Origin of the sequence: Vibrio aerogenes (genome assembly GCF_024346755.1) — a bacterium.
GTDB lineage: Bacteria > Pseudomonadota > Gammaproteobacteria > Enterobacterales > Vibrionaceae > Vibrio > Vibrio aerogenes.
On the sequence record NZ_AP024861.1, the window covers coordinates 565,160 to 582,482 of the forward strand.

Annotated in this window: 17 protein-coding genes and 6 tRNA genes; 8 read left to right on the top strand and 15 right to left on the bottom strand. The window is 43.2% G+C overall.

The features are described from left to right. Positions 1–143: 143 nt before the first annotated feature. Together OCV29_RS02525 and argR are read right to left on the bottom strand one after the other, a co-directional pair. Positions 144–1,115, bottom strand: a complete 972-nt coding sequence (locus OCV29_RS02525) for a TAXI family TRAP transporter solute-binding subunit (RefSeq protein WP_073603542.1) — start codon at positions 1,113–1,115, stop codon at positions 144–146. 337 nt (positions 1,116–1,452) lie between these two features. After that, a complete protein-coding gene (gene argR, locus OCV29_RS02530; RefSeq protein ID WP_073603540.1) occupies positions 1,453–1,923 on the bottom strand; it encodes a transcriptional regulator ArgR in 471 nt (156 codons plus the stop codon). A gap of 414 nt (positions 1,924–2,337) precedes the next feature. Here argR and mdh point away from each other — a divergent pair, with 414 nt between their 5' ends. Further along, positions 2,338–3,270 carry a malate dehydrogenase gene (mdh, locus tag OCV29_RS02535; RefSeq protein WP_073603539.1) on the top strand — a complete coding sequence of 311 codons (933 nt, stop codon included), beginning with the start codon at positions 2,338–2,340 and terminating at the stop codon, positions 3,268–3,270. A gap of 133 nt (positions 3,271–3,403) precedes the next feature. Here the strand turns inward: mdh and ispB are convergent, their stop codons facing one another. Further along, positions 3,404–4,375: an octaprenyl diphosphate synthase gene (ispB, locus tag OCV29_RS02540; protein ID WP_073603538.1), complete on the bottom strand. Its 972-nt coding sequence runs from the start codon at positions 4,373–4,375 to the stop codon at positions 3,404–3,406. A 281-nt stretch (positions 4,376–4,656) separates the two neighbouring features. On the opposite strand from ispB, the gene rplU reads away from it, so the two are divergent. From rplU to folA, 6 genes are all read left to right on the top strand, one after another. Beyond that, positions 4,657–4,968 (top strand): 50S ribosomal protein L21, encoded by a 312-nt coding sequence (gene rplU / locus OCV29_RS02545; protein WP_073580811.1) that lies wholly within the window; start codon positions 4,657–4,659, stop codon positions 4,966–4,968. 20 nt (positions 4,969–4,988) lie between these two features. Beyond that, positions 4,989–5,246: a 50S ribosomal protein L27 gene (gene rpmA, locus OCV29_RS02550; RefSeq protein ID WP_014205843.1), complete on the top strand. Its 258-nt coding sequence runs from the start codon at positions 4,989–4,991 to the stop codon at positions 5,244–5,246. 240 nt (positions 5,247–5,486) lie between these two features. Next, positions 5,487–6,662 (top strand): Obg family GTPase CgtA, encoded by a 1,176-nt coding sequence (gene cgtA / locus OCV29_RS02555; protein WP_073603537.1) that lies wholly within the window; start codon positions 5,487–5,489, stop codon positions 6,660–6,662. Between the two features lie 133 nt (positions 6,663–6,795). After that, positions 6,796–7,560: a threonine/serine exporter family protein gene (locus OCV29_RS02560; protein ID WP_073603536.1), complete on the top strand. Its 765-nt coding sequence runs from the start codon at positions 6,796–6,798 to the stop codon at positions 7,558–7,560. After that, positions 7,551–8,030, top strand: coding sequence for a threonine/serine exporter family protein (locus OCV29_RS02565; RefSeq protein ID WP_073603535.1), 480 nt, complete (start codon positions 7,551–7,553; stop codon positions 8,028–8,030). The genes OCV29_RS02560 and OCV29_RS02565 overlap by 10 nt, the downstream gene beginning before the upstream one ends. A gap of 61 nt (positions 8,031–8,091) precedes the next feature. Beyond that, entirely contained in the window at positions 8,092–8,580 is a 489-nt protein-coding gene (gene folA, locus OCV29_RS02570) for a type 3 dihydrofolate reductase (RefSeq protein ID WP_073603534.1), read from the top strand. An 89-nt stretch (positions 8,581–8,669) separates the two neighbouring features. On the opposite strand, the gene apaH is transcribed toward folA, so the two are convergent. From apaH to lptD, 6 genes are read right to left on the bottom strand one after another with little or no spacing between them, the layout of a single operon-like run. After that, a complete protein-coding gene (gene apaH, locus OCV29_RS02575) occupies positions 8,670–9,473 on the bottom strand; it encodes a bis(5'-nucleosyl)-tetraphosphatase (symmetrical) ApaH (RefSeq protein ID WP_073603533.1) in 804 nt (267 codons plus the stop codon). Between the two features lie 28 nt (positions 9,474–9,501). After that, the gene (gene apaG, locus OCV29_RS02580; RefSeq protein ID WP_073603532.1) at positions 9,502–9,882 is read right to left on the bottom strand and encodes a Co2+/Mg2+ efflux protein ApaG; all 381 of its coding nucleotides are present in this window, start codon (positions 9,880–9,882) and stop codon (positions 9,502–9,504) included. A 51-nt stretch (positions 9,883–9,933) separates the two neighbouring features. Beyond that, positions 9,934–10,743, bottom strand: a complete 810-nt coding sequence (gene rsmA / locus OCV29_RS02585; RefSeq protein WP_073603601.1) for a 16S rRNA (adenine(1518)-N(6)/adenine(1519)-N(6))-dimethyltransferase RsmA — start codon at positions 10,741–10,743, stop codon at positions 9,934–9,936. Positions 10,744–10,755: 12 nt separating this feature from the next. After that, positions 10,756–11,745: a 4-hydroxythreonine-4-phosphate dehydrogenase PdxA gene (gene pdxA / locus OCV29_RS02590; protein WP_073603531.1), complete on the bottom strand. Its 990-nt coding sequence runs from the start codon at positions 11,743–11,745 to the stop codon at positions 10,756–10,758. After that, entirely contained in the window at positions 11,745–13,025 is a 1,281-nt protein-coding gene (surA, locus tag OCV29_RS02595; RefSeq protein WP_073603530.1) for a peptidylprolyl isomerase SurA, read from the bottom strand. The genes pdxA and surA overlap by 1 nt, the downstream gene beginning before the upstream one ends. 29 nt (positions 13,026–13,054) lie before the next feature. Next, entirely contained in the window at positions 13,055–15,379 is a 2,325-nt protein-coding gene (lptD, locus tag OCV29_RS02600) for an LPS assembly protein LptD (RefSeq protein WP_073603529.1), read from the bottom strand. A gap of 146 nt (positions 15,380–15,525) precedes the next feature. Here lptD and djlA point away from each other — a divergent pair, with 146 nt between their 5' ends. Continuing rightward, positions 15,526–16,386 carry a co-chaperone DjlA gene (djlA, locus tag OCV29_RS02605; protein WP_073603528.1) on the top strand — a complete coding sequence of 287 codons (861 nt, stop codon included), beginning with the start codon at positions 15,526–15,528 and terminating at the stop codon, positions 16,384–16,386. A 109-nt stretch (positions 16,387–16,495) separates the two neighbouring features. Here djlA and OCV29_RS02610 read toward each other — a convergent pair. The 6 genes from OCV29_RS02610 to OCV29_RS02635 all read right to left on the bottom strand — a co-directional run bounded on the left by OCV29_RS02610 (position 16,496) and on the right by OCV29_RS02635 (position 17,013). Then, a tRNA-Asn gene (locus OCV29_RS02610) sits at positions 16,496–16,571 on the bottom strand. Positions 16,572–16,587: 16 nt separating this feature from the next. Next, a tRNA-Phe gene (locus tag OCV29_RS02615) sits at positions 16,588–16,663 on the bottom strand. A 1-nt stretch (position 16,664) separates the two neighbouring features. Continuing rightward, positions 16,665–16,740: transfer RNA gene (locus OCV29_RS02620), tRNA-Thr, on the bottom strand. Between the two features lie 15 nt (positions 16,741–16,755). Beyond that, a tRNA-Asn gene (locus OCV29_RS02625) sits at positions 16,756–16,831 on the bottom strand. A gap of 16 nt (positions 16,832–16,847) precedes the next feature. Continuing rightward, positions 16,848–16,923 (bottom strand) — tRNA-Thr (locus tag OCV29_RS02630). Between the two features lie 14 nt (positions 16,924–16,937). Continuing rightward, a tRNA-Phe gene (locus tag OCV29_RS02635) sits at positions 16,938–17,013 on the bottom strand. Positions 17,014–17,323: the final 310 nt, after the last annotated feature.

Below are 17,323 nucleotides of genomic sequence, written 5' to 3' on the forward strand. Positions count from 1 at the left end.
TATTTGAATCGTTCGGTGAACTAAAAAACGACTTTAAGAATGTAAAGCCAGAATGGTATAGGATTTTTATTGTATCAATACCAGAATGAAAATAAGGAGGCTGACTGGCCTCCTTATTTCTAACTACAGATTAATGGAGGTCACTACTTCAGTAAGCCTATTTCTTTGTAGTATTTAACCGCTCCGGGGTGCAGTGGGATAGAAATTCCCGCTTTAACCATGTCTTCTTTTTTGAGATTAGCAAATGCAGGGTGGAGCCGTTTAAACGTACTGAAGTTTTCAAAAACAGCTTTCGCGACGTTATAAGCGACTTCATCAGGAACATCCGTACTGGTGACTAAAGTTGCTGCAACACCAAAGCTTTTTACATCTTTGTCAGTACCACGGTACATACCGGCTGGTACATTTGTATAGGCGTAGTATGGATTTTTTGTAACAATTTGATCGATTTCCGGACCTGTTACAGGTACCAGCTTCGCATCACAGGATGTTGTTGCTTCTTTGATTGAGCCGTTAGGGTGGCCAACCATATAGATAAAGGCATCGATCTTGTTATCACACAGTGCTTGTGAGCGCTCTGAGCCTTTTAGCTCTGATGCAAGTTTGAAGCTATCGATATTCCATCCCAAGGCATCCATGACAACCTGCATCGTTGCGCGATCACCAGAGCCTGGGTTACCAATGTTCACTCTTTTACCTTTTAAGTCTTTTACACTGTTGATGTTTGCATCTGCCCGTGCGATGACATTGAAAGGTTCTGTATGAAGAGAAAACATGGCCCGTAGCTTCTTAAACGGACCCTGATCCTTGAATTGACTGGTGCCATTATAGCCGTGATATTGCCAGTCAGACTGAACAACACCAAAATCAAGTTCGCCTGAACGAATCGTATTCACGTTGTAGATTGACCCACCAGTCGATTCAACAGAACAGCGAATATGATGATTTTTTCGGTTTTTATTCACTAACTTACAAATTGCACCACCCGTCGGGTAATAAACTCCGGTGACAGAACCCGTACCAATCGTGATGAATTCCTGGGCGTTTACCACTGAACATACACCCAAAGCGGAGGCCGTAATGACGCCTAATTTCATAATTTTATTTAATGCCATAAATTTCCCTTCCTTTCGTTATTTTATCTCATCAGATAACAGTGATCTGATCAGAGTGTCCTCATTGAGAAACGGCAATTTTTTCATATGAGATCTGAAAAAAGTGGGCGAATAATACCAAAAATTTACCCGGCAAATGAAAATTTGTTGGAAAAAATAGCTGTTTGAAATGCAAAGAAAAGTCGTGATTATATCCAGGAAAGATTTGAATTGGCTTTTGAATCAATAAGTTAAAAGCCAATATCTTAAACATAATGAATCTTGTAATTCTGTGATTTCATTCACGAATTTTGAATGAATGTGATAATTAATTTGATGGGGTTTTATTCTGATATTTTCATCCGGAGTAGTTAAAAAGTTCAGAAATTGACTGAAATAGTTGTTCAGTAGAGATTTGAAGTGTTGGCGTGATAAAAATCGTATCATCTCCGGCAACAACCCCCAAAATGCCTTCTGATTTCCCCAGTGAATCCAGAAGTCTTGCTATCAGCTGAGCCGCTCCCGGTCCTGTATGAATCACAACAAGTGCATTGTTGTAGTCGATGTCTAATACCAGTTCTCTTAGTGGGCTGGAAACCGTGGGAACACCTAGTTCTGCAGGCAAACAGTAAACCATTTCCATCTTGGCATTTCTGGTTCTGACTGCGCCAAACTTTGTCAGCATTCTGGAAACTTTCGACTGATTGATATTTTCAAATCCCTCAGACTTCAGTGCATCGACGATATCACTTTGTGAACCAAAGCGTTCTTCTCTGAGTAATGCTTTGAATGAACGAATTAAATGTTCTTGTTTATCAATATTTTTCATAATTATTTTTGAATCCCCCTACCTCTGAATCGGTCTATTTTCTCATAGGTGTTGATATTGCTCAAAGGTATTTAAAAATTGCATCGTGTTAATACTTTGTTAACATGATAGTGATGTGACTATAAGTAATTATATAAAAAAGAGAATTACGTCTAATATAAATACTTCAGGATCACGTTTTACAGAGTTGTTGCGCCACTTCGCAAAGCTGGCGTCTCTACATTGTAATTATGGCGTAATTGCTATAATTGTTAATTGATTGCATATATACCTGAATAACCTTAAGACTCCGGTTTTGTTAAGCAGGCCGGATCCTGAGGCAAGCGCTGATTTGAAGAGATAGTGATTCTGCGTCGTAAATGTATAAATCACCCTACAAATATATTTAGAGAGGAAAACTCCAAGGAGAATGAAATGAAAGTAGCAGTCATAGGTGCCGCAGGGGGCATTGGTCAGGCCCTTGCTTTATTACTGAAGAACCACTTACCTTCTGGCTCTGATCTTGCTCTGTATGATATTGCGCCAGTGACACCCGGGGTTGCAAAAGATCTGAGTCATATACCGACACCTGTGTCGATTAATGGGTACTCCGGTGAAGATCCAACACCAGCTCTGGAGGGGGCTGATATTGTATTAATTTCTGCGGGTGTAGCCCGTAAACCCGGCATGGATCGTGCTGATCTGTTCAATGTTAATGCCGGTATTGTGAAGTCTCTTGCTGAGAAAATTGCTGTTGTATGTCCCACTGCCTGTATCGGAATTATCACTAACCCGGTCAATACAACAGTGCCTATTGCGGCAGAAGTACTCAAAAAAGCGGGTGTATATGACAAAAGAAAATTATTCGGTGTAACAACACTGGATGTCATTCGATCCGAAACTTTTATTGCTGAATTGAAAGGGAAAGATCCTCATTCTGTTCATGTTCAGGTGATTGGGGGGCACTCAGGCGTAACTATCCTGCCGTTACTGTCACAAGTTGAGGGGGTTGATTTTACGGATGAAGAAATTCCTGCATTGACTCATCGAATACAAAATGCCGGAACTGAAGTCGTTGAAGCGAAAGCGGGGGGAGGGAGTGCCACTTTATCGATGGGACAGGCTGCCTGTCGTTTCGGACTTTCTCTGGTGAAAGCGATGCAGGGGCAGTCAGACGTTGTTGAATGTGCATATATCGATAGTGGTAGTGAGCTGGCCCCATTTTTTGCTCAACCAGTCAGATTAGGCAAAGACGGCGTAGAAGAAGTGCTGAGTTTTGGTACGCTGAGCCAGTTCGAAAAACAGGCGCTGGACGATATGCTGAGTGTACTCAGAGATGATATTCAGACAGGGATAGACTTTGTTTGATAAATTCTGAAGATCAATCTTCTTGAATGAAAGAGCTGACCCTGAAAAGTCAGCTCTTTGTACATGTGTTGCTTTATTAATCAGTTTAGTTTGTAAACAGTTTGGTTTGTAAACAGGTTAGCTTGCAAACAGGTTAGCTTGTCCGGTGAACGGCAATATCAGCCAGTGCAATCAGTGCTTCTTTATAATCACTTTCGGGGATGATTTTCAAAGCATCTATGGCTTTGTTTGCTTCTTCCTCAGCTTTTTGGCGCGTATAGTTAAATGCGCCTGTTTCATTCATTGCCAGCATAATGTCATCCAGATGAGACATACCATTGCCTGTTTTTATTGCTTCACGGATAATCTCTGTCTGCTGAACTGAACCATGCTTCATTGCATAAATGAGTGGCAGTGTCGGTTTGCCTTCTGCAAGATCATCACCGACATTCTTTCCCATATCATCACCATCAGAGGTGTAATCCATCACATCGTCAACCAGTTGAAATGCAGTGCCCAGATATTTTCCGTAATTACGCAGCGCCTCTTCTGTTGCTTCAGAACTATCGGCAAGGATTGCGCCAATTTGTGCGGCTGCCTCAAATAGCCGTGCTGTTTTCGAGTAAATCACTTGCATATAACTTTCTTCAGTCGTATCCGGATCATTACAGTTCATTAATTGCTGAACTTCACCCTCTGCGATGATGTTCACAGCACTGCTCATCAGATCAAGGATCTTTAACGATCCCAGCTGGGTCATCATCTGGAAAGAGCGGGTATAGATGTAGTCTCCGACAAGGACACTTGCTGCATTTCCAAACGTGATGTTTGCGGTTGCTTTACCCCTGCGCATATCCGATTCATCAACAACATCGTCATGAAGTAATGTCGCTGTATGAATGAACTCAATAAACGCAGCAGCAGCAGTATGGGATTCTCCCTGATAGTTCAGGGCTTTTGCTGAAAGTATTGAAAGTAAAGGCCGTAAGCGCTTTCCACCGTTCCCTATAATGTAGAAACCAAGCTGATTGATTAGCGATACATCAGAATTTAATTGAGCAACTATTATTTCGTTCACTTTTGCCATATCACTGGCAGTTAATGCTTGGATAGTCTTAAAATCCATTGTTAATCCGGCTGAGGTTAGATTTTTTGGGTAATATATCCTTTGGAATCTTCAAATAATACACTAAAAAACGCAAATAAATACATGCCAGAATGCGTTACCTGAGGGAGTTTTCTCCGTTGATACAATTTTCGCCAAATTTTTCAAAATATGGCTTGTCATGATGAGTCCGTTCGCGTAGAATCTGCGCCCTATTGATGATTAGTTTAGCGCACACCCTGACTGCCTGATCATTTTGATCAATCACGTATATGGCTGTGCGGAAAAAGCGGAGTAAAATAATGTACGCTGTTTTCCAATCTGGTGGTAAACAACACCGTGTAAGCGAAGGTCAAACACTTCGTTTAGAAAAGTTAGATGTTGAAACTGGTGCAACGGTTGAGTTTGATAAAGTTCTGCTTGTTGCCAACGGCGAAGACATTAAAGTTGGTGCACCTCTTGTTGAGGGTGGTAAAGTGACTGCTGAAGTCGTACAACACGGTCGTGGCGATAAAGTTAAAATCGTTAAGTTCCGTCGTCGTAAGCACTCTCGTAAGCAGCAAGGTCACCGTCAGTGGTTCACTGAAGTGAAAATTACTGGCATCAACGCTTAATTTAACAGGAGAGTTTATCAATGGCACACAAAAAAGCTGGTGGTTCTACTCGTAACGGCCGCGATTCAGAAAGTAAACGTCTTGGTGTTAAGCGTTTCGGCGGTGAATCTGTTCTTGCAGGGAACATCATTGTTCGTCAACGTGGAACTAAGTTCCATGCCGGAACTAACGTAGGTATCGGTAAAGATCATACTTTGTTTGCTTTGTCTGACGGCAAAGTGAAATTTGAAGTGAAAGGTCCTAAAAACCGTAAATTCGTTAGTATCGAAGCTGAATAAGCTGACTTTCTGATTGAATTTAAAAGCCCTGCCATTTCATGGTAGGGTTTTTTGTTTATTTGGTTCAGAGCCATTCATGTGAAGAAAAATCCATTATATTTATACCCAGGCGATTTGTTTACCAGATTGTCTGGGTATAAATATGCATAAAATGAAATTCACAATATCTGGGTTTACGGATGCTGGAATTTCAGGTGTAGCCTTATGTTGAAGTTACAATGCGACGATTCGGAGTAGAAGATGAAATTCGTTGATGAAGCTGTAATCAAAGTTGATGCCGGGGACGGTGGAAATGGTGTCGTGAGCTTTTGGCGGGAAAAGTTTGTCGCTAAGGGCGGTCCTGATGGCGGAGATGGCGGAGACGGTGGTGACGTTTACATTCTTGCAGATGAAAACCTGAATACACTCATTGATTACCGTTTTCAGCGATTTTATGCGGCTGAACGTGGTGAGAATGGTCGCGGAGGTAATTGTACCGGGAAGCGGGGGAAGGATATTGTGCTGCGGGTACCTGTTGGAACCCGCGCTGTTGATATTCATACCAATGAAATTGTTGGAGAAGTCGCTGAGCACGGAAAAAAACTGATGGTTGCCAAAGGTGGTTATCATGGTTTGGGGAATACCCGTTTTAAGTCTTCAGTGAATCGGGCACCCCGTCAGAAGACATTAGGGACAAAAGGAGAAGTCCGGGAGTTACGGCTTGAGTTGTTATTACTTGCTGATGTAGGCATGCTTGGTTTGCCAAATGCAGGCAAGTCGACCTTTATCCGTGCAGTTTCTGCGGCGAAACCGAAGGTCGCTGATTACCCATTCACGACTTTAATTCCCAGCCTCGGCGTTGTGAGTGTTCTTCCTGAGAAGAGTTTTGTCGTTGCAGATATTCCTGGTTTAATTGAAGGCGCTTCTGATGGTGCGGGCCTTGGTATTCGCTTTCTGAAACATCTGGAACGTTGCAGAGTCTTATTGCATATGATCGATCTGCTACCGGTTGATCAAAGTGATCCTGCAGAGAATGCTAAAATTATTGTAGATGAGCTATTACAGTACAGTGATAAGCTGGCCCATAAACCTCGCTGGTTAGTTTTTAATAAAGTTGATTTGTTGTCAGAAGAAGAAGCACAGGTTGTTATTCAGCGTGTCCTCGATACTTTATCCTGGGATGGTGAGTATTATCAAATATCTGCGATTAATAAAAATGGCACCAAAGATCTATGCATGAAGTTATCCGTGTTTATGGATAACCTGCCAGCAGAAGAAGCTCAGCCATCTGATGAGGAAAAGAAAGTCGATTTTATGTGGGATGACTATCATCAGGCAACAATCAACGGTGATCATGTGATTACTGAAGATGATGATTGGGATGACGACTGGGATGATGATGAAGATGACGGACACGTCATTTACACCCGTGAATAAAAATTTAAAAGTTTTATATAATAGCCGCAATTGTTTATTGCGGCTTTTTTTGTCTGAATCATTTTTAGTTACATGTTTATCAGGCAAACTCTACATTTTATGATTGAAAGTTATAGTTGTTAGGAAGGGAATCATGACATCGAAACAGAGAGCAGTATCCCGTTTGATTGCCCAGGCTGGTCAGATGCTGTTAGCCCATGGTGCTGAAAGTACGCTGGTTGCTGATATTATGCGTCGGATGGGAATAGCAAGTGGTATGAATGAGGTTGAAGTCGCTTTAACAGCTAACTCGTTGGTTGTAACGACAGTTTCTGGCGAGCATTGTATTACGACAGCCAGACGTTGTCAGGATCGGGGGATCAACATGAAGGTTGTGACACATATTCAACGCCTCTGTATCATGATGGAAAAGGGCATTATTGATTATATTTTTGCTCAGCAGAAGCTCGATAAGATCAAACCTGAGCGTTATAACCGTTGGATCGTAGTGGTGATGATCGGCTTATCATGTGGGGCATTCAGTCATCTTGCCGGAGGGGACTGGATCATCTTTATTGCCACTTTTGTTTCTTCAGCTGCGGGAATGATCGTCAGACAAGAGATAGGACATCGTCATTTTAATCCTCTTTTGAACTTTGCTGTGACAGCTTTCGTCACCTCTATCATTTCTGCTCAAGCGGTACTTTATCAATGGGGAAATAAACCTTCACTTGTGATGGCTTGCTCTGTTTTAATGCTTGTTCCCGGTTTTCCTTTAATAAACTCAGTAGCTGATATGTTGAAAGGATATGCAAACACAGGAATTGCCAGATTTCTTATTGCATCTTTACTGACTTTATCGACTTGTCTGGGAATTATTGCTGCAATGTTTGTCACCGGAGTTGGCGCATGGACCTAAATTTATTTGAGTTATTTTCAGGGCTTTTGAACGATATGTTCTTTGCTGCAATTCCAGCTGTTGGATTTGCTTTAGTGTTTAATGTGCCTGCACCTGCTTTAAAATATTGTGCTTTGGGCGGAGCAATTGGACATGGCAGCCGTTTTCTTCTGATGCATTTTGGGATGCCTATTGAGTGGGGAACATTTTTTGCCGCAACACTTGTCGGAACAATTGGAGTTCACTGGTCTCACCGTTTTTTAGCTCATCCGAAAGTGTTTACCGTTGCTGCGTTGATTCCTATGGTGCCGGGCGTTTTTACTTATCGGGCCATGATCGCTATGGTAGAAATTAATCATGTTGGTTTCTCTCCTGAATTATTTTCTATGCTCATGGAAAACTTCCTGAAAGCGATGTTTATTATTGCTGGTCTGGCTGTAGGTCTGGCTGTTCCCGGACTGTTGTTTTACCGGAGGAAACCCGTTGTTTGAGGTTGTGCTCATAAACTATCTGTATAGAATACATGGCTTATTTTTCTGACTGGTGAGGCAAATGATGATTAGTATGATTGCCGCAATGGCAAATAACCGGGTTATAGGCAAAAAAAATCAAATGCCATGGCATTTACCTGCTGATTTTGCATGGTTTAAACAGTGCACAATGGGGAAACCCGTCGTGATGGGAAGAAAAACTTTTGAATCGATTGGTCGTCCATTACCGGGAAGAAGAAATATTGTGATTTCACGTAATGACAGCTTTGCCTCAAATGGTATCGAAGTTGCGGGTTCTCTTGAACAAGCATTATCGCTGGTTCAGGATGCTGAAGAAGTCATGATTATTGGTGGTGGCAGCTTGTACCGGGAGGCGCTTGAGCAGGCTTCCAAATTATACCTGACTTATATCCATGCCGACATTGATGGCGATACGGTATTTCCGGAAACCGGGGCGAATTGGGTCGAAACACACCGACAGGAATACGCTAAAGATGAAAAAAATGCTTACGATATGTCTTTTACCATTCAGACAAGGGTAAACCCGTAGGCTCAGTCGATCCTTCTGTCAATCAGCCTGATATACAGAAACCTGAAATATAAAGTTCAGGTTTCTTATCATCGTTGTCATAGTTTGCTTTACAAGGCGGGTTGACTGAATAGCTTTTGATCTTCCCAGCGCAGCATCGTAAGTGAGCTACCCCAGACGCAGCCGGTATCTAATCCAATGACATCGTTTTTGATACATCCTTCCAATGCGGCCCAGTGACCAAAGATGATTTTTTTCCTCAACGCTTTCCGGCCGGGAATATCAAACCACGGCACCATTTTTTGCGGATCAACTTCTGTCGGGGGAAGCTTACACTGCATGTCCAGGGATGCGTCCGGATGACAGAATCTCATTCGGGTAAACGCGTTAATAATATAACGATATCTTGCGATTCCGGATAATGTGTCATCCCATAAGGCAGGATCGTTTTCGTACATATTCTTAATCAGCCACACCCAGTCCGGACCAGACAGAACGGACTCAACTTCTCTTGCACACACTCTCGCTGTTTCCAGATCCCACTGTGGTGAGATGCCGGCATGACACAAGACAAAATCAGGATGTTCTTGCATCAGGGGCTGTCGTCTGAGCCACTCAAACAGTTCATGTTTATCAGGAGCTTCAAAGATTGGAGCGGTACGATCTTTCTTTTTGACCGGGTGAATATCCAGACTGACAGCCAGTAAATGTAAGTCATGATTGCCTAAAACTGTTTTAGCCGATGCCCCCAGATTTTTGACATACCTGAGTGTTTCCAGAGATTTGGGGCCTCTTGCGACTAAGTCTCCGGCAAGCCAGAGAGTATCTGTTTCCGGATTGAAATGAGCCGTTGTCAGTAAAGATTGTAATTCATCAAAACAGCCCTGAATATCACCGACGATGTAATTACTCAAGCCTTTCTGCTCCTTATATGAATTTTTATCAGTTGAGTATGTTGGGCATGGCGAGGCGGAATGGTTCTATTTCTGTTGTGAATTCTTTTCCTTCGCTATCCAGCATAATATAGTGTCCCTGCATGACGCCTACCGGGGTTTCTATGACTGTACCACTGGTATAAGTATATTCATCGTTCGAGCCGATTTCGGGCTGGACACCAACCACACCATCACCTTCGACCGTGATTTGTTTTTCATTTGCGTCTGTGATTAACCAGCGGCGGCTGATCAGCTGCACCATTTGCGAACTGAGATTTCTGATGGTAATGATATATGCAAACACATACCGGTTCTCTTCAGGAACTGATTGCTCAGGAATATATCTGGTGTGTACCTGAACTTTTACACAAGGGGAAGAAACTGCCATATTGACCTCCTGAAGAAATATCTGATTAAAAAGTGGGCGAACCCACTTTATTTATGACTTATGATTTTCATCGAGCCAGTTTGCCAGAGCAACAAATTGTTCAAGCGTCAGATTTTCCGGACGACTCATCGGGTTGATTCCGAGAGCTTCGAATACGGAATCATCAACCAGAGATTTATAACAATTCCGGACTGTTTTACGCCGTTGATTAAATCCTTCCCGACAGACCCGATCAAGCCATTTAAAATCGTTTGCCGGAAAGGGGAGTTCCGGATGAGGCACAAGTCTGACAACCGCCGAGTCAACTTTTGGCGGGGGGACAAATGCAGTCGGTGGTACTTCCAGAACAGGGATGACTTTACAGAAATACTGGGCCATCACCGTCAGCCGTCCATAAGCTTTCGTGCCCGGACCAGCAGCTAAACGATTCACTACCTCTTTTTGCAACATAAAGTGCATGTCCTGAACTTCGTTCCGGAATTCAAACAGATGAAACATGAGAGGCGTGGAAATGTTATAAGGCAAGTTGCCAAAAATCCTGAGCTTATTTTGTGGTGTTGACAGTTCACGGAAATCAAACTTTAAGGCATCCGCTTCATGAATTGTGAGTTTATCCTTCAATTCAGGGTGGAACCTCAGGCGTTCAGCTAAATCCCGGTCAAGCTCAACGACATGTAATTTATCAACTTCACGCCCAACAGGCTCGGTCAGTGCGCCAAGACCGGGACCTATTTCAACTAAATTTTGTCCGGGCTTCGGGTTAATCGCTGAGACGATACCATCAATGATATAAGGATCATTGAGGAAGTTTTGACCAAAACGCTTTCGTGCTTTATGTCCGAGATGGACATCATTTTTCATCATAATATTGAGTTACTTACTTTTATCGACTAAATCTATGGCATATTTTAAAGCCGTTTTAAAACTGCCGGTATCTGCCTGACCTGTACCGGCCAGATCTAATGCCGTACCGTGATCAACTGATGTTCTGATAAACGGGAGTCCAAGTGTAATGTTTACCGAATTCCCAAAGCCTTTAAATTTTAGTACAGGAAGCACCTGATCATGATACATTCCGAGAATGGTATCTGCCTGCTTCATATATTTCTCATTAAAAATAGTATCTGCCGGAAGCGGGCCGGTCAGTTTCATACCTTCCTGGTGTTGCAATTCACTCAGTGCCGGAATAATGGTATCGATTTCCTCATGGCCAAGGCAGCCATCTTCACCTGCGTGTGGATTGAGCCCACAAACATAAATCTGTGGCTCAGGCAGAGCAAATTTTGTCTTGAGATCCTGATGAAGGATACGGATGATAGATTGCAGATGCGGTTTGGTGATTGCCGCAGGAACCGCTGAAAGCGGCAGATGTGTCGTTGCCAGCGCAACTCTCAGGCCCTCAGTCGCAAGCATCATCACAACCAGAGGCGTTCCTGATTTTTCAGCAAAAAACTCAGTGTGTCCGCTAAAAGGTACACTGCCTCTGTTAATCACACCTTTATGTACCGGGCCGGTCACAACGGCATCAAATTCTCCGGTCATACATCCCTGACAGGCATATTCCAGAGTATGAAGAACGTACCGGGCATTTTGCTCATTAAGCTGACCGGAAATCACGGGTTCAGCGACGGGGATATGACGGACGATCAGCGAACCTGCTGTTTGTGCAACCGGGGTACTTCCAGGTTGATAGTCATTGAGCTGAACGGGAATACCAAGCTGTTCTGCTCTTTGAGCCAATAACTGTTTGTCAGCACAGACGACGAGTTGGTGGGCCCAGTCTTCCTGAGAAAGTGCTAAAACCAAATCGGGTCCGATCCCTGCTGGTTCACCTGCAGTGACAACAATACGCCGGGTTTTCATCAGTTTTTCTCCAGATTTTCGATATATGCACCGGCTTTTAACTCCTGTAACCAGGCACTGGATTCTTCATTAAATTTCCGGTTAAATAATATCTTATAGGCTTTGTTATCCATTGCGGCATCAGTTTTATCGACTTGTCTGCGGCCCAGTACTTCAACGATGTGCCAGCCATGAACCGTTTTAAATGGCTGACTGATTTGTCCGACGGGTAACGTTTCTATCTGGTGTTTGAACTCAGGAACAAATATCTCCGGTGTATGAAAGCCCAATTCTCCTTTCTGAACCGCTGACCCTGGATCCTGACTGTATTGTTCAGCCAGATCACCAAAAGTGGCTTTACCTGATTTTATCTGTTGAATAAACCCTTCCAGCTCTTTTTTCGCCCCTTCGTCACTCAGGATTATCGATGGTTTAATGAGAATGTGCCGGGCATTGATCTCTGTAACTGATAATGTCTCCATCCCTTTTACATCGTCAATCTTTAAAATATGGAAGCCGATACCGCTTCTGAATGGACCCAGAATTGAGCCTTTTTTCTGCAGCTTGATTTGATCAGCAAAAATGGTTGGCATTTCTTCTTTGCGCATCCATCCCCAGCTTCCTCCCTCCAAAGCTTTTGGTCCTTTGGAGTAAGTGATTGCAAGTTTGCTGAAGCTGGCACCTTTTTTCAGTTTCCGGACAATTTGGTCGGCGAGTGCTTTTTGTCTGGATTTGTCTGCATCGCTTTCAACCCGAAGCTGAATATGGCTGATTTTATACTCAACAGTGGTATCACTTTGCTTGGCTAAAATATTTGCAAGTGATTCAACTTCAGCGGGCTGAATGTTGATTCGTCTTCTGACGAATGCGTTTCTTGCTTCTGAAATTTTAATTTCAGATCTGATCTTTTCTCTGAAAACAGCATAGGGAATCCCTGCTTTTTCAACAGAATTCTTCAGCTGTTTTAAGGTCTGTTTATGATCTTTTGCAATGCTCTGGATGGCTTTATTCAGGCGATCATCGTCGATTTTAATACCGATACGATCTGCTTCCTGAGTTTGTAATGTGTCTAAGATAAGCTTATCAACCACCTGATCCCGCAACGCATCCTCTTTAGGGAGCGGTTGCTTTTTTTGTCTGGCATTAAGCTGAATCAACCTGAGCTCTGTATCGATGTCACTGGATAAGATTGTACCGTCATTGACGATGAGAGCCGTGCGATCCAGTTCAACTGGTGCAGCATTAATATTCAGGCTGATTAAGCTGATGATTGTTATCAGAAAGTATTGCCACAATTTCATCAAAAGTCCTACTCTTTCCGGGTCAGTTTTTAGTTGTTAAGGAAAAATGGGCGGCCATAGCCCAGCGATTCAGAACCATATTTCGAACGTGTTCCCATATTGGTACCAAAGCCAACAATACCGACATTGACACTAAAGTTATTGTCATATATTGCCGACGCATTCGGGTACTCGGAGAAGGACGGGTTCCAGTCATCCAGTTCTCTGCTATAGGTGAAGCCGATATACCAACAATCTGATATATACGTCAAATTCGCCTGCCATTCGATGGATTGATCGGTTGTTAAATCATAATAATACAGCGCTCTGGTATTCCAGTTCTTATTAATTGCATACTGAGTCACAACACCGAGCTGTGAGATCCCATCTTTTGTTAAAGCATCAACATTGAGCGTATCGCCGACAGTATCAACGATATATTCTTTCGCAACATAGCGATAGTTGGCCTGAATAAATCCTTCCGGCCGGCGGTATTCTAAAGTACTGTTCGCGACCTGAACATTTGAAGTATCAACATCGTACTGAATACCACCGTGATAGAAAAGGTAGTCTCCATAGTTGAAGTCCATCTCTACAGCCCAGGCTGAATAGTTGGAATTTTCACCATCTTCATTACTGGTATATTTTTCTTTCAGACTTTTATCAAGATAGAAAATTTGTCCGAAAGCGATATTCAAGCGTTCTTTATATTCTTCATCAAAGAACCGCGATGTAGCACCATAACTGATTTGGTTTGCAGGGGCGATATAATCCACACCACTATATCTTCTGCTCCGGAACAATCCGTAATAATCAGTCTGAAGTAATGTTGTATCGTAGCGGGCTATGGAAGACTGGTCCTTCTTAGGCACATACAAATACTGAACCTGTGGCTCCAGAGTTTGTGTGTAGCCGTTGAACAATCTGGTGTCCCGTTCCAGCACCAGTCCCATGTGGGAACGAAGTTCCGGGATTGTGCGGGACACATTTTCTTCGTAGTCGTCCGAAGAAACGGAATCTTTTAGATCTTGTTGATAATAAGTTGACAGGATACGGCCTTCAGTTGTCCAGTTTCCCCAGGTGGCACCAATCGGGATTTTGAAACCAGGCTCAATATGTACCCGTGTGGCTGATGGCTGGTATTTAGCATCGGTATCAAAGCGGGAGATGTGACTTTTCAGGTCAAAATCCAGATAACGCATCACGGCCGGAGCATAATAATTGAACGTCAGCTGAGGCATGAGCTGATAAGGTTGATTTCCGCTTGTTGTCAGGATCTGAAAGTCCCGGGTCAGCAAAGATAAGTCCCAGTTTTGAGAACGATAGCTGAGCTGTGCTTCCTGAACCAGCTGACCATCCTGACGGCTACCTATTGATGAATCAATATCGGAAAAATAATCGATGTCACTGACTTTAGAATAATTAAGTGACAGCTGCCATGCTTTGTTGTAAATCCCGGAGTGGAAAATGTTCAGGCCCCACCGTTCGCCTTCATCCAGATTCTGTTTATCCTCTGGTGTATATTCATAATCAATCGAACCACTTCCCCAGTCAGTCAGATACCGGAACTTACTGTTTAACTGAGTTCCTCTTTTCTCCATATGTTTCAGATCGGTCTGCAGGTCGTAATTCGGTGCCAGATTCCAGTAGAATGGCACGGTAAGCTCGAAACCATTTTGTGAGCCAAAGCTGAAGGTCGGATAAAGAAACCCTGTTTTTCTGGTATCACCGATGGGAACTGTCAGGACCGGAAGATAGAAAAACGGTACTCCCTGAATTTCCATCCGGGGATTGTAAAAAGTCGCTTCTTCTTCGTTTTGGTCTATGTAAATACTGGACGCTTTTAACTGCCAGGAATTATCATTTTCCGGACAGGAGGTAATTGAGCCATCTTCAATTTTATAGAGCGCTTTTCCTGTCCGCGCTACATAGACAGCATCTCCCCGTCCGGGTTTACACAGAAACTGATAATGCGTGTTTTCCAGAGTAACTTCATCTGTTGTCAGGTTATTGGTTGCTTTATCAGAAACGGTCTTTAATTCTCCGTCAGTGAAATTTACATTTCCCTGTGCGACGACAACATTTTCTTTTTGGTGAAGTGTCACTGTTTCAGCGGACATCCGCTTATTGCCCTGAGTGACAACAACATTGCCTGAATAAGTCGCTTTGTCGCCATTAATTGCCTCTAGCTTATCTGCTTCGACATTGATAGGCTGGTTAAAGTTGTCAGGAGCCGCTGAAGTGTCAACTTGGCACTGCTCGGTGACCAGAGACTGGCTTTTATCATTTTCCGGAATTGAATCCGCATAAGTGTATGGTATAAAAAGTGCTGCACTGATCGAAGCAGCCAGTACCGAACGAGGAAAATCTGACATCAAGTTGTACTATCCTGTTGAATTGAGTTGATTCGGAATGATCAGCATCAGTTGAACTATAAATGTCTTTAATATAATGGAAATTGAATCATACAGCACTAGTAGACTGCGAAACTTATAAAAAATTCATAGATTGAGATGTTGAAATGTATATTTTTGGCAAAATTTTGGGGGTTTTCTTTGGATTGTTGTTTGGTGGACCGTTTGGTGCGCTGATAGGCCTTTTTTTAGGACATCAATTCGATAAGGCCCGGAGATTAAACAGTTCTCCTTTTTCTTCTTCATCGTTTTCATCAGAAGAGGCTCAGCAGGCTCGCCAGGAGCAGTTTTTTAAAGCGGCTTTTTCTGTTATGGGGCATGTTGCCAAAGCGAAAGGAAAAGTCACAAAGGAAGAGATTCATTTAGCAACCATCATGATGGAGAGAATGAATCTCACCGATGCTCAGAAAACAGCTGCGCAGAATGCTTTCCGTGACGGAAAATCATCGGATTTCCCTTTAGATGAGACCCTGGAGCAAGTCCTTCAGGCAACGGGTCGCCGTCATGATCTGTTGCAGTTCTTTCTTGAGTTACAAATCTCAGCTGCGTTTGCTGATGGTGATTTACATCCCACCGAAAGAAATTTATTGCATAAGATAGCTAAAGGGCTGGGCTTCTCTTCAGAATATCTTGAACGGCGTTTGAGAATGCAGGAAGCAGCATTTCGTTTTCAAAGAAACGCCCGGTTTGGTGGCGCAAGTGGGGGATATCAGGGAAGTTCCGGTTCAGCTTATCAGGAGCAGCAGACAGCCGATCGTCTGGATGATGCATACAAGCTGCTGGGTATCGACAAAAGTGCAGATGCAGGCGTTGTGAAAAAAGCGTACCGTAAATTGATGAATGAGCACCATCCTGACAAGTTAATGGCCAAAGGATTACCTCCTGAGATGATGACTGTTGCGAAAGAAAAGTCTCAGGAAATACAGCAGGCTTATGATTTGATTAAAAAAGCGAAAGGTTTTAAATAGGCTCATTACAGCTTGACGGAAAGACCAGGACAAAGCCCGGAACCTCCGGGTTTTTCTTTAAGCTTCAGATATAAAAAAACCACAGCAATATGCTGTGGTTCTCTGAAAGTGGCTCCCCCTGCGGGACTCGAACCTGCGACATACGGATTAACAGTCCGCCGTTCTACCAACTGAACTAAGGGGGAACAAATTTTCAATAAATGGTGCCTCGAGGCGGAATCGAACCACCGACACGAGGATTTTCAATCCTCTGCTCTACCGACTGAGCTATCGAGGCATGGTGCCGACTGCCGGAATCGAACTGGCGACCTACTGATTACAAGTCAGTTGCTCTGCCTACTGAGCTAAGTCGGCGACACACACAAATAGTGGCTCCCCCTGCGGGACTCGAACCTGCGACATACGGATTAACAGTCCGCCGTTCTACCAACTGAACTAAGGGGGAACAAATTTTCAATAAATGGTGCCGACTGCCGGAATCGAACTGGCGACCTACTGATTACAAGTCAGTTGCTCTACCTACTGAGCTAAGTCGGCACACGAAATATTCGTGGTGCCCGGAGGCGGAATCGAACCACCGACACGAGGATTTTCAATCCTCTGCTCTACCGACTGAGCTATCCGGGCAACGGGGGGTATTAAAAAGTTTTTCTTTGATGACGTCAACAATAAAATGCAAAAAAAGTGTCGTTTGTTGCTTTTATGTACTCAATGCTCTGTTTATCTGCATTTTAATTAAATATTGATAATAAAAAACGAAGTCCGGTTCCTTTTTAAGTATGACTTTCTTCGAATCTTATTCCTGTATTCAGAGACAATAGATGGCATCAAATGGTCTGAGTGACAGTGTGAACAAGGAACAAATCTATGACCGCAGAGGGAAGCTTAAAAACAGATCATACCAATCTGGAAAATAAACAGATCAGAATATTACTTA